The organism is Nonomuraea sp. NPDC003560, from assembly GCF_042878785.1.
In the GTDB taxonomy this organism is placed as follows: Bacteria; Actinomycetota; Actinomycetes; order Streptosporangiales; family Streptosporangiaceae; genus Nonomuraea.
Window position 1 is genome coordinate 1101319 of record NZ_JBIAOF010000002.1, and the last position, 15507, is coordinate 1116825.

Below are 15507 nucleotides of genomic sequence, written 5' to 3' on the forward strand. Positions count from 1 at the left end.
CGTGTCAGACGGCCGGGCGGCCGCAGGTGACGTCCTCACCGGGCAGGACACCGTCGACCAGGTAGCTGGTGACCTTGGTGTCGACGCAGGCGTTGCCCGCCGCGAGGTAGACGCCGTGGCGGAAGGCGTCGTTCAAGGTGATCATGCGGGAGCCGGTCAGCGCCCGGTGCATGGCCTGCTGGCCCGGATAGGGCGTCGCGGGGTCGCCGGCCGCGCCGACGATCAACGCCGGTACGGAGTTGCCGACCCTCGTGGGCGCTTCAAGCGGCTTGACCGGCCAGAACGCGCACGGGGAGATGTTGCGGGCGAGCGGCCCGAACAGTGGTTCTGCGGTGCGGTGCCGCTGGATGTTGCGGTAGTAGGTCGCCGGGTCGCGGGGTGCGGCCCGGTCACCGCACAGGATCGCCGTGCCCGCCCGGTCCGTGGCCTCTCCGGAACCGGTGAACAGGCCGTCGAGGAATTCCTTCAGCGAGGCGGGCGGCGGCGTCTCGCCGCCGCGGCTCAGCGCCCGCGCCTCCTCGGCGAGGACGGCATAGGACTGCGGGTCGTCGCTGTAGAGGCGTGCGAACAGCCAGTACGGCACGACATGGGCATCGACGCGGTATGCGCCGATCTTCACGGGATGCCGGTTGATCTTCTCCACGGTCGCCAGGACGGCGTCACGGGTCCCGCCCAGCCCGTACTCCTTGTCATGTGACGCGGCCCAGGACGCCCAGCGGCGCAGCGCGGCGTCCATCGCGGGGGCGGCGCGTGCGAACATGCGCGGGCCGTACACCTGCGGGTCGACGGCGCTGTCGAGCACCACCCGGTCGGCCCGCGAGCCGAACATCTGCAGGTAGGTCGCACCCAGGTAGGTGCCGTAGGAGTAACCGAGGTAGGACAGCTTCTGCTCGCCGAGCGCGGCCCGGATCACGTCCATGTCGCGTGCGGTGTTCCTGGTCGTGGCGTACGGCAGGGTCTGGAGATTGCCCTTGGCGCAGCCCGCCGCCAACTGTTCGGCCAGGCGCACCCCCTCGTCGAAGGTACGCCGGTCGGGTCCCGCCGAGCGGAGGAAGGTGTCGGTCTGCCACCGGCAGCTGGTCGGTGTGCTGCGGCCGACGAATCGGGGGTCCATGCCCACCAGGTCGTAACGGGCCGCGACCTCGGGCATCGCCTTGCCCAGGAGCGTCATCGAGAGGCCGGCGCCGCCCGGCCCGCCGGGGTTGAGCAGCAAGACGCCGCGGCGCCGGGCGGAATCGGTGGCCTTGATCCGTGAGATCGCGACGGAGAGGGTCCGCCCCTGCGGTCTGCGGTAGTCCATCGGGACCAGGACGGTGGCGCATCGAGCACCGGCGGCGTCCATCTGTTCGCCCATCTGATCGCCGGGTCCGGTTGCGCAGGCGCGCCAGGTGATCGTCTGATGGTGGAAGCGGTCCAGGGGGGTGGCCGCCTGCGCCGGTCCGGCGGCGCCCAATCCGATTCCGGCCGTGAGTGCCACTGCGGCAGCCGTTCCACTCTTGATGAGGAGCATGCGTCGTTCCTTGGTGAAGGGGTTGTTTCCTGCGGATCCGGCGCGCGTCGGATTTCGACGGTCCGGCAGTGATGTGTCCGGTCTCAGGGGTGCCCCCTGTTGATCACTGATCACCGGCTGTATCCAAAACTAGGGGCCTGAGCAGCCCCTGGACATCGTGCGGAAGGTCGATCCGGGCCCTGCCACCGGCACACCAACCGCCCGCTTCTCTGCAACCGCTGCCCTAACAACGACTCCTCCCAAAGGAGGACAAAGCGGGTCATGCTGGCGGCTACCTTCGTCTCATGAACGTGGTGCGACGATGGGGCCGCTGGTGGCGCGGCTTGCCGGTGATGGTCGCCGACAGCCTGCTGGCCGGTGTGTCGACCGTGCTGGCGGTGACGCAGGCCGCCTTGTCCGCCCATGACCCGGTCGTGCTGGCGTACCTGCTGGCGGTGCTCACCAGCGCGCCGCTGGTGCTGCGCAGGCGCCACCCCATCGCCGTCCTCGCGGTGATCACGGCGGGTCTGATCGGCTGCGGCCTGGCCGGCTACCCCAACGGATTCCAGGCCCCGCCGGTGCTGGTCAGCCTCTACACCGTCGCGGCCTACCGCCGGGAGGGCCATCGCGACGGCGTCGTGGCCCTGGCGTTGATGGCGGGCATCCTCGTTCCCGACCTCATCAGGTCCGGGCTGACCTTCACGATCGTCAAGAGCCTGGTCGAGAACGCGCTTCAGCTCGGCGCGGCCTGGGCCATCGGGGAGGGGGTGCGCAGCCGCCGGCTGCGCCACCAGGACCTCGTCGAGCACGCCCGCCACCTGGAGATCGAACGCGAGGAGAAAGCGCTGCGAGCGGTCGCCGAAGAACGCGTGCGCATCGCCAGGGAACTGCACGACGTGGTCGCCCACCACCTGTCGGTCGTCTCGATCCAGTCCGGCGCCGGCGGCCGTCTGATCGACACCGAGCCCGACGCCGCACGTGAGGCATTCACCGCGATCGCCGCCACCACCCGCGAGGCACTGGCCGAACTCCGGAACATGCTGTCGGTCCTGCGCCTCACGTCCGACACCGGCGAGGACTCCTACGCCCCGCAGCCGGGGCTGGCCCAGCTGGACACGCTGCTGGAACGCTCACGCCTGTCCGGCCTGTCGATCCGGCGGGAAACCTCCGGTCAGGTACGCCCGCTGCCGCCCGGCGTGGACCGGTGCCTGTACCGCATCACCCAGGAATCATTGACCAACGTGCTCAAACACGCCCCACACGCCGACGTGACCATCACCCTGACCTACCAGCCCGCCGCGGTCACGCTGCAGGTCGGCAACAGCGGCCCGGCCACCACCGGGCACAGCGCCGACGGGCACGGCCTGATCGGCATGCGCGAACGAGCCACCCTCTACGGCGGCACCCTCACCGCCGGCCCACGTACGGACGGCGGCTTCACCGTGACCGCGCACCTGCCCGCCTCCCCACTCGCCGCCCCCGCTCTCGCCACGGCCCACCCGCCCGCCTCCCCGCTCAGCGACCCCGCTCTCGCCACGGCCCACCCGCGGCAGAGCGCACCACGACCCGGGGCGCCCCGATGACCGGCCCCGACACCGGCCGCGGGACCATCCGCGTCCTGGTCGTCGACGACCAGGCCCTGGTCCGCGCGGGCCTGGTCGCCCTCCTCCGCACCGACGCCGCTCTCGCGGTCGTCGGCGAGGCCGCCGACGGCCACGAAGCCATCGCCCAGGCCGCGGCGACCGCCCCGGATGTCATCTTGATGGACATCCGCATGCCCGACCTGGACGGCGTCGCCGCCACGCGCCACATCCTCGCCCACGCCGCCGGCCCGGCACCGAAGATCCTCATCCTGACCACCTTCGACCTGGACGAACACGTCTTCGCCGCCCTGCGCGCCGGCGCCTCGGGCTTTCTGCTCAAGGACACCCCCGCCGACCAGATGCTGGCCGCGATCGCCACGGTCGCCCGCGGCGAGGTGCTGCTGGCGCCCAGCGTCACCCGGCGCCTGGTCCACCATTTCGTCACCGCGCCCGAACCCGACCGGCGCCGGCCCGCGGAACTCGCCCGGCTCACCAGCCAGGAAACCGCCGTGCTCCACCTGGTCGGCCAGGGCCTGACCAACCAGCAGATCGCCACCCGCCTGAACATCGCCGAGGCCACCGTCAAATCCCACCTGGGCCGCCTCATGACCAAGCTCAAGCTGTCCAGCCGCGCCCAAGCCGTGGTCGTCGCATACGAGACCGGCTTGATCGTCCCTGGAGCCGGAGACCGCACCTGATGCCCGGCAACTCACCGGTTCGGAAGCACCGGCGACACCGACCACGACGGCCCGTACGACGGTAAAGAACTGGTGCAGCGCCTCAGCGGGACGGGTGTCGCCGAATCGTTCTATGTCAGTTCTACGAAGGTGGGGTTGGTGTAGCACCAGAGGTCGTGCCAGGGGTTCTCATTGCGGCCTGTGTCCGCCGCCGGCTCCATCCCGCCCGGAGCGCTGCGCCTGCCGTCGGTGCCACGCAGCCGGAAGTAGAACGGCTCGCGCACGTCGCGGAACTTGTAGTGGAACTGGGCGACCCGGCCCCTGCCCTTCGGCATGAACGACTCGACCACACTCACGTCCGGTGCGGTGAAGACGTCGGGGTCGGCGGCCGGCCCGGTGATCGCACCGCGGATCAGATCCAGGCGGGCGAGCCGGGGGATCTCTTCATTGGCGTTGGGACGGCCGGCGAGATCGACGGAGATGGTGATGGTGACGTCGTCGCCGCGCCGCACCGACAGCCGTCCGCCGAACGTGGCCGGGGCGTTGCCGGGGGCGTGCGCGTCGACGTGCAGCCCGTCGATGAGGCCGCCCATCGACACCCAGGATCGCCCGGCCTTGATCGCCTCCATGACCGCGCCATAGCTGCGTGAGGTCGCCCCCACAACCGTGCGGCTGAACTGACCGGGCCAGAAGTCGGCGTGCCGCAGCGGGACGCCGCCGTCGATGGGATCGGGGTATCTACCGTGCTGGTCGTACCAGTCAGCAGGTCGGGAGGGCTCGACGGTCGTGTCACCGTTGTAGAAGTGGCCGTCGGAGTTGGCAGTGATCCACCAGCCCTTGCCCTCGGCGAGCATCGAGTCCCACATGCCGCCCAGGATGCCGGTCATGGAGTCGAAGCCGCCGTACGTCGGGTAGTGTTCCGGCCGCCAGCCGGCCCAGGAGTCGGCGTCGGCGGTGTTGTTGAAGTCGCCGCGGGCCCTGGGCTCGTTCTGGGCGCCAGGCGCGCCCTCCATGCCGACTGCGATGTTCGGCGCCTTGTCGCGATAGGTGCGCAGGTCACGCGGGGAGTACCTGCCGCGCCGCATCACGTGGTTGATCAGGAACAGCGCGGAACTCGCCGAACCCGTGCGCAGCGCGGTCTCCAGCCAGGCGAGCGCCTCCAGCGCCTTGGCCTCGTTCGCCGGGTTGCCCGCGCCGGTGCCGTTGATCCTGGAGTCGAAGAGCCGCTCGAACGCGCGCAGCAGTTGGATCTCATCGCGAGCACCGTCGAAGAACACCGTGGCGTGCTCGCCTCCGGGAACGTTCCATTCCAGCCCCTGCCACAACAGCAGCTCAGGGTGCTTGGCCCGGGAGGTGACGATGTCGGCATAGGTGGACTCGACCGCGAACTTCTCGTGCGCGGCATGCCCGTGGTCGGTGATGACCAGCCAGTCCAGGCCGTGCTTGAGGGCGCCCGCAGCCTGCTGCTCAATGGTGTACAAGCCGTCGTAGCTGTACTGCGTATGAACGTGATGGTCGCCGGCCAGCCAGTTGAGCGCGCGGGAGCCGCCGCTGATCGCGGCGGCGGGACGCGTGGTCAGCCCTCCCAGAGCGGTGACGGCGAGACTGCTGATGCCGAGCAGCCCACTGTTCAGCAGAAAGCGGCGCCGACCGAGGTCGGCGGGCGACAGTTCGGTCTCTGAGACGGACAGGTCGGCGAACGCAGCCGTTCCTTCCGGTGCGCTGTGGGTGTGTGCATGGGTGCGGCACATGGGACATACCTTTCATCTGGAATACCTGGTGCGTCGTTCTCGGGTGGCCCATGAGCTTGCGCACGAAGGGCCGCAGGTGAACCTGCGGCCCTTCGTCACGTTCGCAGAGGAGCGTGACGGCTTGCATGGGGAGGAAGCGAATGCTGGGCGACTTCTTGCCGAACGGCGGAAGGCTCCGGCGAGCCATCCGGCATCCGTGCGTGACGTGCGGCGGTTCGCGCAATGGTCACCCGTGCCTGGTCGCGGTGATATTCGCATGACCGTCTGCGCAATGATCCGATAGAGAGGATCCATGTCGATTCGTGTGCGCCTTGACGACCTGTGCCAGGAGACCTGGGAAGCGGTGGCCGAGCTGAGGGTGGCTGACGACCAGGCTGATCTCATCGCGTCGAACCTGTACTCGATCGCGGAGAGCCGGTTCCTGCCGGGCTTCGTCACCCGTGCGGTGATGCACGAGGAGCGCGCCGTGGGCTTCGCGATGTACGGCCCCGATCCCGATGACGGCCAGATCTGGCTCTATCGTTTGATGATCGACAAGGATCACCAGGGGAAGGGGCTGGGCCGAGCGGCCCTCCAACAGGTCATCGCCCATGTGCGGGACGCGTTCGACGCACCGGTGCTGCGGTTGGGAGTGCGTGGCGACAACATCGCGGCCAGGGCGCTCTACACCTCTGCCGGGTTCGTTCCCACCGGGCAGGTCTTCGGCCGGGAGGACGTCCTGGAGCTCCGTCTGCGAACGGGGCACGAGACGGAGCCGGTCCAGTCGCCGTAGGGCGACATCTGTCATGCGGACGTGGTGCGGCCCCGCCGCCGTGGTGGGCGGAGGGGCCATGAGCCGCTGGGAACCGAGCTATCCGAGCACCGGGTAGTTCGCGCGGAACACGTTGTGCGGGTCACGGGCCCGCTTGATCTCTCGCAGCCGCGCGAGCGCGTCGCCGGAGAAGGACTGCGCCGCCGTGTCACCGGGGGACAGCAGGGTGTACGGCTTGCGGCCGCTGATGTACGCCTCCAGGTCGGCCACGACCTCGGCCTGCTTGGCGCGCGTCGCGTCGGCCGCGTGCGGCAGGCCGAGACCCACCAGTCCGAGCAGGTACGGCTCAGCCACCGCGCCGCTCGCACCGGCCCCGCCGCCCGGCTCGGCGAGCGCCCCGCCCAGGTGCCTGATCTGCACGTTGATGAGCGGTTCGATCGGCTTGGCCAGCAGGAGCTCCACCGTGTCCGCGTTCAGGCCGGTGAGCAGCTCCGCACGAGCGATGGACGGGACCGGATCGGTGGGCTCGGCGGCGATCCTGCCCAGGTCAGCGACCGGGACGACGCCGCGGCTGTCGGAGATCGCGCCCCCGATCTTGTCGATGCGTGCCAGCAGGTCCGCCCCCTGCGCCGCCTCACCCAGGTAGGCCAGATCCAGCGTCACCATCGGCGGCGCGCCGGGGGGCTGGAGCCGGTTGATCCAGAGGCTGAGCTCACGCGGCGCCTCGGCGGTGATCTCCAGGAACGCGTCGTACACCTCCCCGGTCCGGTGCTCCGGCCAGATCACGCGCCCGCCGTACAGGACCGGAGCGGGATACAGGTCGAGTTCGAGGGCGGTCACCACCGCGAAGTCCCCGCCACCGCCGCGCAGCGCCCAGAACAGGTCGGGGTCGGACTCGGCGGTCACCCGGCCCGGCTGGCCGTCGGCGTCCACGATGTCGATGGCCCGCACGCTGTCGGAGGCCAAGCCGTGCTTGCGGCTGAACCAGCCGACCCCTCCGCCCAGGGTGTAGCCGGTCACGCTGACCCCCGGCGCGCTGCCGGACAGGCCGGTCAGACCCAGCGGACCGGCCGCCGCCAGCACCTGCCCCCACTTCGCGCCCGCGCCCACCCGGACCACGCGCTCCTGCGGGCGTACCTCCACGTCGTTCAGCAGGCCGGTACGCAACAGGATCACGCCTTCCACGTCACCCGAGGCGCCATGCCCGCTCGGCTGCGCGGTCACCGTCATGCCCGCCCGCCGCGCGTAACGCACGAGCGCCGCCACGTCCTCGGCGTCCGCGGCCTCCGCCACGGCAGCCACCGGCTGCCTGACGGTCAGATTCCACGCGGTGGCCGCCTGTTCGAAGCCGTCGTCGCCGGGCAGGAGCACGCGCCCCTTCAGGACACCGCGCAAATCGTTGATCGTCATTGTCGTCTCCCTTGTCGAGTTGTCAGAAAATGCGGACGTCAGGCGGACTGCGCGGCGGTCGCCGGGGTGGCTCCGGCCTCGCGGAGGATCAGCAACCCCGTGATCGCGATCAGCGCCGCGGTCAGGCCGTGGATGCCGAGCGCGGCGGCCGTGGATCCGTGGTGGGCCAGGACGTTGACCATGTCGCCGAACGGCGTGACGGCCGTCATCAGCAGGACCCAGCCCAACGGGCGACGGTGGCCTGTCACCAGCAGGACGCCCATGGCCAGGCCCATCCCGATCTCGCGGCTGCCCTTCACGATGGAGAAGCCGCTGCCGTCGGAGGGCCAGTCCGCCAGCCCCGGGAAGGTCGTCCCGAGGGGCAGGACGAAGGACAACCCGAGGTAGAGGGTGAACAGGACGACGACGGCGGCCAGGACGGTGTTGAGCTTCTTCAGCGACATGGTCGTACTCCTTGTTTGCACGGACGGGCAGGGTTCAGCCGCGGACACGGCGGATGTGGAGGGCGTAGCGGGGGCGGCCGATGAGGTGCCAGATGACGCGGACCGGGACGGGCAGGCCGCCGAGGACGACGGCGCGCTCGGCCGGGTTCGCGTCCTCCAGGACGGCGCCGAAGAGCGTGAGCAGGGTGAGCTTGGGCGTGTTGTTCACCAGGTGGTCGCCCAGGGAGGCCCACTCCTGTCGGGTGATGTGCTCGGCCGCGAGCGGGAGGAGGGCGGCCTCCTCGTCGTGGAGGTGTTCCAGCAGGACCGCGCGGTGCTCGCAGAGGGCGGCCGCCAGGGCGTCGCGTTCGTCGGCGCCCGCGGTGGCCTCCCAGGCGGGAAGCGCGGCGTCCAGCCTGCTCAGGGTGGCCGCGACGCGTTCGTGCTGGGCCTGCATGCGCAGGACGACGTCGGCCTCCAGGTCCACCCGGGACAGCAGCGGCGGCCACAGCAGCTCGTCCTCGCCCTCGTGGTGGTTGTGCAGGCCCAGCCGGTAGACGCGGAAGTGGCCGGCGATCACCTTGGCGCGAGCGGTGTCACCCGGGGCGACGGCCGCGACGAGCTCCACCAGCAGCCGCGACTCACGGCGGAGCGCGCGGTGGACGATCTCCATGTCCCGGGTGTTGACGCTCATCTGTTCCCGCTCCTTCATCGGTTGCGATGTGTTCAGGCTGCTCCTGGGTGTTTGGAAGGCATTTGGAAGCGATTTGGAACCTCCGCGAAAGATGTGCGGATCATGGTCTTCATCCGGGTGCTGGGCCCGCATCGCCCTGGTCACCGGCGAGGTCCATGCTCGACGGCGCTCGCGGCCCCGGACGCTGACCACCGCTAGAGTGGGTGATCATGACGACTGGACGATGGGCGTTGGGCGGCGACCTGAGCGTCGCCAGGGTCGGGTACGGCGCGATGAAGCTGACCGGCTGGCCGAAAGGCGACCGTCCCAGCAGGGACACCGCGCTCGCCGTCCTGCGCCGGGCCGTCGACCTGGGCGTGAACCACATCGACACCTCGCACTACTACGCTCGCGACGGCGTGGCGGCCAACGAGCTGATCCGGGAGGCGCTGCATCCCTACCCGGACGACCTGGTGATCGTGACGAAGGTGGGCGCGCTGGTCGAGGGCTCTGACCTCGCCCTGCCCGCCGAGGGCAAGACCGGCCTCACCCCCGACGGCCTGCGCCGCGGCGTCGAGGCGAACCTGCGCTCGCTCGGCGTGGACCGCCTCGATGTCGTCAACCTGCGCATGGGCGACCTCGACCGCGCCGGGACGCCGCTCGCCGGTCCGCTGGAGACGTTGCTCGCGCTGCGCGAGGAGGGGCTGATCCGCCACCTCGGCGTCTCGAACGTGACACCCGCCGAGTTCGCCGAGGCCCAGAAGATCGCGCCGATCGTCTGCGTCCAGAACCTCTACAACCTGGCCAGGCGCGAGGACGACCCGCTGGTGGACGCCTGCGCCGAGGCGGGCATCGCGTACGTGCCGTTCTTCCCGGTCGGTGGGTTCCGGCCGCTCACGGCCGAGCGTCTGGACGCCGTCGCCGCCCGCCACGGCGCGACCGTGCCGCAGGTGGCGCTGGCCTGGCTGCTGGCCCGGTCGCCGAACATCCTGCTCATCCCCGGCACCGGCTCGCTCGCCCACCTGGAGGAGAACGTCGCCGCCGCGTCCCTGCAGCTGACCGAGGAGGACCTGGCCGACCTCGCCGACCAGGCGCACTGACCACGGAGTCCGAAGCACCACGACAGGTGTCGGCCGCGCTCAGCAGGTGTGTCGTGGGCCCCTCGCCGCCCCGGCGCCGGGCGAACGAGAGCTTCCCGCGCACGAGGTCGGTCCTGGCCCGTTGCCGCATGGGGAACTGGTCGCCGGGGCGCCGGCGGGTGAGGCGGCCGTGAGAAGCGTGCCCGCGAGAACCGGTCAGTGCGGGATGGTGTCCCGGTGGGCGGCCAGCCAGGCGTCGAACGTCTGCAGCCGCGGATTGAGTGCACGCAGCAGCTCGAAGTCGATGAGCTCGGCGATGTCGGGGGCGGCCGCGACCAGGTACTGGAGCATGTTGCCGACCTCGCCCGCGCCCGGGAACCCCGCGGCCCGGATCATGTCGGGGCTGACCGCCTGGTACGTGACGGGCTCGCCGAGCGCCTGGCTCAGCGCGGCGGCGTACTGCGCGCCGGTGAGCAGGGCCCCGGCGACGCTCACCCGCCTGCCGGCCATCCCGTTCCCCTGGCGGAAGATCCCCAGCGCGGTCCTGCCGACGTCCTCCGCGGCCTGCGCGGCCACCCTCGCCTCGCCGAACCCGAGCGGCAGCACCAGCGCGCCCGTCTCGTCACGCCGGGGCGCGAACATGTCGCGAAATGCCTCGTAGTACACGTTCGCTTGCAGGAAGGTGGTGGGCACGCCCGACTCCAGGAAGAACCGGTCGGCCTCGGCCTTGCCGTCGGCGTGCGGCACCTTGTACGTGCCCCCGAAGCTCGGCGTCCCGTCGTCCGGACGGAAGTAGCCGCGGGTGTCGGACAGCGTGGACCAGACGAAATGCCGGACGCCGGCCTCCCGGCCCGCCCGCGCGGCGTTGCCGGCCTGCTCCCGCTCCTTGGTGGTCGCGGGCCGTGCCCGCTCCTCCTCGGGCGTGCGCGGCTCCCAGAAGTTCGTCACCACGAAGGCGCCGTGCGCGCCGTCGAAGGCCCTGCGCAGGCTGCCCGCGTCGTCGAGATCGGCCTGCACGACCTCGGCCCCCAGGGCGGCCAGCTCCCTGGCCCGCGCCGAACCCGGGTCCCGGGTCAGGGCTCGCGCGGCGAACCGCCCGCCGCGGTCGTCGAGGATCGCGCGGACCAGCCCGCCTCCTTGCGCTCCGGTCGCGCCCACCACGGCGATGATCTGCTGCTCGCTCACGGAAACGGTCCTCTCACGTGGTCAGGTTGATGTATCAACCCGGCCACCATACAGCGCCAGGTTGATACGTCAAGCAACCGGTAGAGTGGGCGTCATGGGATGGGAGCAGGACATCGGCGAGGCCGACCGGATGTGGCGCACGTACATCGAGATGGCCAAGCACCTCGGCTCACACCTGCAGCAGCACCTGCAGCGCGAGTGCGACCTGTCCGCGGCCGACTTCGAGGTCCTGGTCCGGCTCACGGAGTCGGAGCGGCGGGAGATGCCCGTCGCGGAGGTGGCCGCCGCGACCCAGTGGGAGAAGAGCCGCCTGTCCCACCAGCTCACCCGGATGGCGCAGCGCGGGCTGGTCGAGCGGGTGGACACCGACGACCGCCGCTATCCCGACGTGCGGCTCACCGACAAGGGCTCCGCGGCGATCGACAAGGCCGTCCCCGAGCACACCGAGCTGGTGCACGCCCTGTTCGTCGACGTGCTCGGGCCCGAGCGGCTGGCCGGTTTCGCGCAGGCGTGCGCCGACGTGCTCCGCGCGCTCGACGAGCACCGGGAGCGGGACTGCTCGTTGTGATCACGCTCCCGCCGGCGGCCACGAGGCCGCCGGTGGAACGCCACCGGCGGTCAGCCTGCGACGGCCTTCCAGTTCCAGGTGAGCCCGTAGGACGTGCTCAGCGCCAGCAGACCCGGGCCGGCAGTGCCGAGGTTGAGGAAGCGGCCCCGCGCGTCGTACTGGCCCACCGCCGTCAGTTGCGAGGCGTGCCTGTCGGCCGGCGGGGTGCAGAACATGTAGCCGCCGTCATTGGGACGGAATTCGTTCAGCGTGAGCAGGTTGCCGTCGCCGACCCCGGGATTGGTGGCCGTTGAATTGACATACAGTCCTTTGTGGACCAGGTAGTAGCAGTAATAACCCTCGGTCTTGTCGGCGTATACGGGCATGAATTCTTCCGCGGAATCGTCGCTGTCGGGTTCGAGCGCCACCGGCGTGCCCGGTTCCGGATCGGAGTCCTGTACGGTCATGGCCGATCCCGCGCCGGTGACGATCTCATCGACGTCCAGCGCCTCGTTCTCGGCGTCCTGGAGGAACCAGCGCTGGTCGGGGTCGAATTCGTCGGCGAGGTCACGGCCCACCAGTTCTTCGCCGTCGGCGCGATCCAGGGCGGTCAACGCCTGGCCGGTGGCCTTGTTCAGCAATATCCAGGTGCCGTCTCCCATGTCGAGCAACCGCCACAGCTGGGAGTCGCCGTCGTCGGAGCCCTGGAGAACCGCCGGCGCGTCGGCGAGTCCGGATTCCTGGCCAAGATAGGTACGCGTGAGGCTGTGCAGCACGCGATAGTGCCCCGGGTGGTCACCGGCGGCCAGGAACCGGAAATTGTGCGCGCTCTGCTCGGACCGGGCGAACGTCCTGGTCTTGAGGCGGCTGCTGCCGGGCCGCGTCCCCGCACCCGAAGGGTAGGGAGAGCGGGTGCTGGAGGCGCTTCTGAGATTCTGCGTCGTCCGCGGAACGGCCTTCGCCTGCCGCGCCGGCTGGGACGTCGTGCACCGCGGGTCCTCGGTGAGATAGGAGAAGTCGTATTCGACGGGAAGGTGGTCCGACATCTCGAAGTCGGTCATCGGCGTCCCGAACCCGTACCCCCTGTAGAGCGCCGGGGTGACGCCGTTCTGGGTGACGGCGTAGTCGATGGTGCGTCCCGTGACGGGCCGGGTGGGCCCGCTGGAGGGCAGTACGTCGAACTGACCGGAGTCGTCGCCGAGGGCGGTCAACAATCCTGTCTGCCCGTAAGCCTCCATGTTGAAGTCGCCGAGGACCACCCAGGGCAGCGGTTGCCCGTTCGGGCCGGCGTTCTCCATATGACTCCTGATGTTCCGCAGCATCGTGACGTTGTCCGTGCCGCCTGCCGCGGCCCCGTGCCAGGTGAAGTAGACGACCCCGCAATAGTTGACGCCGAGCGCGGGACGGGACTTGCCCTCGTGAACGCCGTTCCGGGTCGCTCCGGGGACGACGAATATCTCGTCCCTCCGGACACTTCTGCGCGTCCAGACGGCCAGATTGATCTTCTCCGGGTTGCCGGAACCGGTGTCGACGTTCGTGTTCAGCCAGTAGAGGTAACCTCCGCCGCGGCCTCCACTGGTCCGGCTGAGCCAGATCTCCTCGACGGGAGGCGCGTTCGTGCTGCCGTCGCGCATCCTCTTGACGTAGTCGGTCTGCGCGATCGTGTCCTTGCCCCAATAGTGCCGGTCGGTGGGATAGCCGGTCTCCTGCAGGGCCAGGAGGTCGTTCTCCCTGGGAGGACTCTCCCGGGTGTGCAGCGCGGGCAGCGCGGTCGCGTACCTGTCGCCCTGTCGCGGCGAGGACGCGCCGGCCATGTTCCAGGTGGCCGCCTTGATCTCGACGAGCTTCGGGTCGCGTGGGGGAAGCTCGCCGCCGGTGTCGCGGAGGAACAGCGACTGCCGGTGTCCCACGTCGAGGGCGGCCACTCCGTTGCCCTGGTAGTTCAGGGTCTCCCGCCCGGTCCAGTCCGTGATCGCCTGCCCGTCCTGGCTCAGGGGCAGGAACGCGCGTGGGTCGGAGCCGTCCGATCCGAACTGGAAGGCGGTGCCGGCCTGGGCGCCGTACGGCCGGTACGGCTCGAACGGCCCGCCGGCGGTGGTCTGCTTGCTCAGCGTGTTGCCGTAGAAGACGTTCTGCGGCCCGGACGAGCCGGCCCACTTGCCGGCCTTGGGCCCGGCCGCCCACCAGATCGGATACCAGGTGCCCGCGTCCATCTCACCGCCCTCGCCACCGCAGTTGGCGGAGCAACTGGCCGAGCGGTGCTCGTAGGGGACTCGCACCGTGTTCTGCTCGAACAGGTTGTCGTGCTCCCAGCCGCCGTGCAGGTTCAGGTCGGAGTCGAGGTCGTTGCGGAAGGCGACGTTGCCGCCCGCCGACCACTGGAAGGTGAAGTGGCGCAGGCCGCGGCTGAGGTTGTGCGCCCACAACGAGTCCCACACGCGGCTGCCGCGCAGGTAGCCGTTGCCGCCCTTGCCCTTGTTCCAGGCGCCGTCGAAGCTGTTGCGCTCGATCTGCAGGTTGCGCGCCACCTCGGTGACGATCGGGTGTGAGCCGGTCATCGTGGCCTTGAGCCCGCGCGCCCAGCTGTTCGCCGCCCACTTGAACACGATGCCGTGCATGGCGTACTCGGGCGCCAGGTTGCCGTAGTTGTGCACGGCCTGCTCGGGAGTGAGCGAGTACGTCTCCTGGCCGCCGATCTTCGGCAGGCCGTTCATGTCCTGGGTGAAGGAGAAGTCCTCGAACCCGACGCCCTCGACCACCTTCAGCGGTGTGACCTTGCTGGCGTACGGGGTGCCGTTGCCGTTCAGCGGTTCGGAGCCGTCCGATTCGGAGTTCACCGGCAGGTCCCACCTCAGCGGCCGGTCCAGCGTGATCGTCCTGGCCGTGGCGTCCATGCGGCTGAGCCGGAACATCTCCTGCCGCATGTGGAGCGCCTCGATCATGCTCTGCTCGGTGATGCCCTGCTGCGCGTAGAACTTCCTGCTGTTGGCCGCGCCCACCCAGACATAGCCGCCGGGCCTGAACCTCGTCATGTCGGCCTTCGCGTCCAGCCGCACGACCGTGCCTCCCGCCCGTGCCGAGAAGCCCGGGTCATCGGGCGCGGCGGCCACCTTGAAGCCGGAGACCCAGTGCTGGTTGACGCTCCCCTCGTACAGGTCCTTGCGCATGGGCAGGCTGGAGGCCAGCTCCCAGTCGTCCTTGTACCGGGTCGCCACCTCCCGGGTCTGGACCCGGAACATGCCACGCCCGGGCCAGATCCAGCCGCCGTTGCCGATGTCGGGGGCGGTGCCGGCGATCATGCTCTCCTGGTCCCACCGGCCGTTGATCACCTGGTCGTAGCGGGTCTGGAGGCCGGGTCTGAACACCAGCCGGGTGCCGTCGTCGCCGGAGCCCTTGCCCCGTACGATGAGGAATCCGGCATCTACGTAGATCTGCCGGGTGATGTCGATCCGGCCTGCCGGTAGCTCGATGAGCGAGAGCCGGTTGAAGTTGGCGTTCGGCGAGCAGTCGTTCTTGATGTGGTCGATCGCCTTCTGCAGTCCGGCGGTGTCGTCGGTCCCGTCGTCCGCCGTCACCCCGTAGGAGGAGGCGAGCTCTTCCGGCGAGATGCGGCAGGAGGCGTCGTCGGTCAGCTCCGCATCGCCCTCAGGCAGCTCCTGGCCGCCTCGGTACCCGGCGCGGGACCAGTCCGGCAGTCCGGCCGGCGGGGCCGTGCGGTTGCCGTGACTCAGGTCAGGGCCGGACGCTCCAGGCCCCGCCCACGGCGGGTCCTCCGCCGTGGCGGGTGCGGTCACGGACGTCGGGGAGGCGGAGGCCCCCCACGCCGCCGGGGTGCCGCCCGGCGACGACAACGAGAGCAGCAGGACGGACATCATGGCCGCCGCTGGTCGGACCATTCTCACGTGATCTCTCCGAGAAGGACGCGGACGCCGGGAGCCGG

At 70.2% G+C, this 15507-nt stretch carries 12 protein-coding genes; 5 read left to right on the forward strand and 7 right to left on the reverse strand.

All coding sequences use genetic code 11. The features are described from left to right. Positions 1–4: 4 nt before the first annotated feature. Entirely contained in the window at positions 5–1354 is a 1350-nt protein-coding gene (locus tag ACFYUV_RS10495) for an alpha/beta hydrolase (protein WP_387667269.1), read from the reverse strand. Positions 1355–1794: 440 nt separating this feature from the next. Here ACFYUV_RS10495 and ACFYUV_RS10500 point away from each other — a divergent pair, with 440 nt between their 5' ends. Both ACFYUV_RS10500 and ACFYUV_RS10505 read left to right on the forward strand, forming a co-directional pair. Continuing rightward, positions 1795–3072, forward strand: coding sequence for a sensor histidine kinase (locus ACFYUV_RS10500; RefSeq protein WP_387667272.1), 1278 nt, complete (start codon positions 1795–1797; stop codon positions 3070–3072). Beyond that, positions 3069–3770, forward strand: a complete 702-nt coding sequence (locus ACFYUV_RS10505) for a response regulator (RefSeq protein WP_387667275.1) — start codon at positions 3069–3071, stop codon at positions 3768–3770. Before ACFYUV_RS10500 ends, ACFYUV_RS10505 begins: the two co-directional genes overlap by 4 nt. Positions 3771–3880: 110 nt before the next feature. Here the strand turns inward: ACFYUV_RS10505 and ACFYUV_RS10510 are convergent, their stop codons facing one another. Next, the gene (locus tag ACFYUV_RS10510; RefSeq protein WP_387667277.1) at positions 3881–5500 is read right to left on the reverse strand and encodes a PHP domain-containing protein; all 1620 of its coding nucleotides are present in this window, start codon (positions 5498–5500) and stop codon (positions 3881–3883) included. A 292-nt stretch (positions 5501–5792) separates the two neighbouring features. On the opposite strand from ACFYUV_RS10510, the gene ACFYUV_RS10515 reads away from it, so the two are divergent. Continuing rightward, positions 5793–6272, forward strand: a complete 480-nt coding sequence (locus ACFYUV_RS10515) for a GNAT family N-acetyltransferase (RefSeq protein ID WP_387667279.1) — start codon at positions 5793–5795, stop codon at positions 6270–6272. A 78-nt stretch (positions 6273–6350) separates the two neighbouring features. Here the strand turns inward: ACFYUV_RS10515 and ACFYUV_RS10520 are convergent, their stop codons facing one another. Genes ACFYUV_RS10520 through ACFYUV_RS10530 form a run of 3 tightly spaced genes read right to left on the reverse strand, consistent with a single transcriptional unit; the run spans position 6351 to position 8777 of the window. After that, complete coding sequence (locus tag ACFYUV_RS10520; protein ID WP_387667281.1) at positions 6351–7661, reverse strand: FAD-binding oxidoreductase; 1311 nt, start codon at positions 7659–7661, stop codon at positions 6351–6353. A 38-nt stretch (positions 7662–7699) separates the two neighbouring features. After that, positions 7700–8104: a DUF4267 domain-containing protein gene (locus tag ACFYUV_RS10525; RefSeq protein ID WP_387667284.1), complete on the reverse strand. Its 405-nt coding sequence runs from the start codon at positions 8102–8104 to the stop codon at positions 7700–7702. Positions 8105–8138: 34 nt separating this feature from the next. Beyond that, positions 8139–8777: a hemerythrin domain-containing protein gene (locus ACFYUV_RS10530; protein ID WP_387667287.1), complete on the reverse strand. Its 639-nt coding sequence runs from the start codon at positions 8775–8777 to the stop codon at positions 8139–8141. A 209-nt stretch (positions 8778–8986) separates the two neighbouring features. Here ACFYUV_RS10530 and ACFYUV_RS10535 point away from each other — a divergent pair, with 209 nt between their 5' ends. Beyond that, on the forward strand, positions 8987–9856 hold the full coding sequence (locus tag ACFYUV_RS10535; RefSeq protein ID WP_387667290.1) for an oxidoreductase: 870 nt from the start codon (positions 8987–8989) through the stop codon (positions 9854–9856). A 195-nt stretch (positions 9857–10051) separates the two neighbouring features. Here the strand turns inward: ACFYUV_RS10535 and ACFYUV_RS10540 are convergent, their stop codons facing one another. Further along, positions 10052–11020, reverse strand: coding sequence for an NmrA/HSCARG family protein (locus ACFYUV_RS10540; protein ID WP_387667293.1), 969 nt, complete (start codon positions 11018–11020; stop codon positions 10052–10054). A 94-nt stretch (positions 11021–11114) separates the two neighbouring features. On the opposite strand from ACFYUV_RS10540, the gene ACFYUV_RS10545 reads away from it, so the two are divergent. Continuing rightward, positions 11115–11588: a MarR family winged helix-turn-helix transcriptional regulator gene (locus ACFYUV_RS10545; RefSeq protein WP_387667296.1), complete on the forward strand. Its 474-nt coding sequence runs from the start codon at positions 11115–11117 to the stop codon at positions 11586–11588. Between the two features lie 50 nt (positions 11589–11638). Here ACFYUV_RS10545 and ACFYUV_RS10550 read toward each other — a convergent pair whose 3' ends face one another. Beyond that, on the reverse strand, positions 11639–15463 hold the full coding sequence (locus ACFYUV_RS10550; RefSeq protein ID WP_387667299.1) for an RICIN domain-containing protein: 3825 nt from the start codon (positions 15461–15463) through the stop codon (positions 11639–11641). Positions 15464–15507 lie beyond the last annotated feature (44 nt).

Excerpts from the sequence above, each read along its gene's own strand:
- ACFYUV_RS10495 (WP_387667269.1), bottom strand. The coding sequence starts at position 1,354 with ATGGGCGAACAGATGGACGCCGCCGGTGCTCGATGCGCCACCGTCCTG.
- ACFYUV_RS10500 (WP_387667272.1), top strand. The coding sequence starts at position 1,795 with ATGAACGTGGTGCGACGATGGGGCCGCTGGTGGCGCGGCTTGCCGGTG.
- ACFYUV_RS10505 (WP_387667275.1), top strand. The coding sequence starts at position 3,069 with ATGACCGGCCCCGACACCGGCCGCGGGACCATCCGCGTCCTGGTCGTC.
- ACFYUV_RS10510 (WP_387667277.1), bottom strand. The coding sequence starts at position 5,500 with ATGTGCCGCACCCATGCACACACCCACAGCGCACCGGAAGGAACGGCT.
- ACFYUV_RS10515 (WP_387667279.1), top strand. The coding sequence starts at position 5,793 with ATGTCGATTCGTGTGCGCCTTGACGACCTGTGCCAGGAGACCTGGGAA.
- ACFYUV_RS10520 (WP_387667281.1), bottom strand. The coding sequence starts at position 7,661 with ATGACGATCAACGATTTGCGCGGTGTCCTGAAGGGGCGCGTGCTCCTG.
- ACFYUV_RS10525 (WP_387667284.1), bottom strand. The coding sequence starts at position 8,104 with ATGTCGCTGAAGAAGCTCAACACCGTCCTGGCCGCCGTCGTCGTCCTG.
- ACFYUV_RS10530 (WP_387667287.1), bottom strand. The coding sequence starts at position 8,777 with ATGAGCGTCAACACCCGGGACATGGAGATCGTCCACCGCGCGCTCCGC.
- ACFYUV_RS10535 (WP_387667290.1), top strand. The coding sequence starts at position 8,987 with ATGACGACTGGACGATGGGCGTTGGGCGGCGACCTGAGCGTCGCCAGG.
- ACFYUV_RS10545 (WP_387667296.1), top strand. The coding sequence starts at position 11,115 with ATGGGATGGGAGCAGGACATCGGCGAGGCCGACCGGATGTGGCGCACG.
- ACFYUV_RS10550 (WP_387667299.1), bottom strand. The coding sequence starts at position 15,463 with ATGGTCCGACCAGCGGCGGCCATGATGTCCGTCCTGCTGCTCTCGTTG.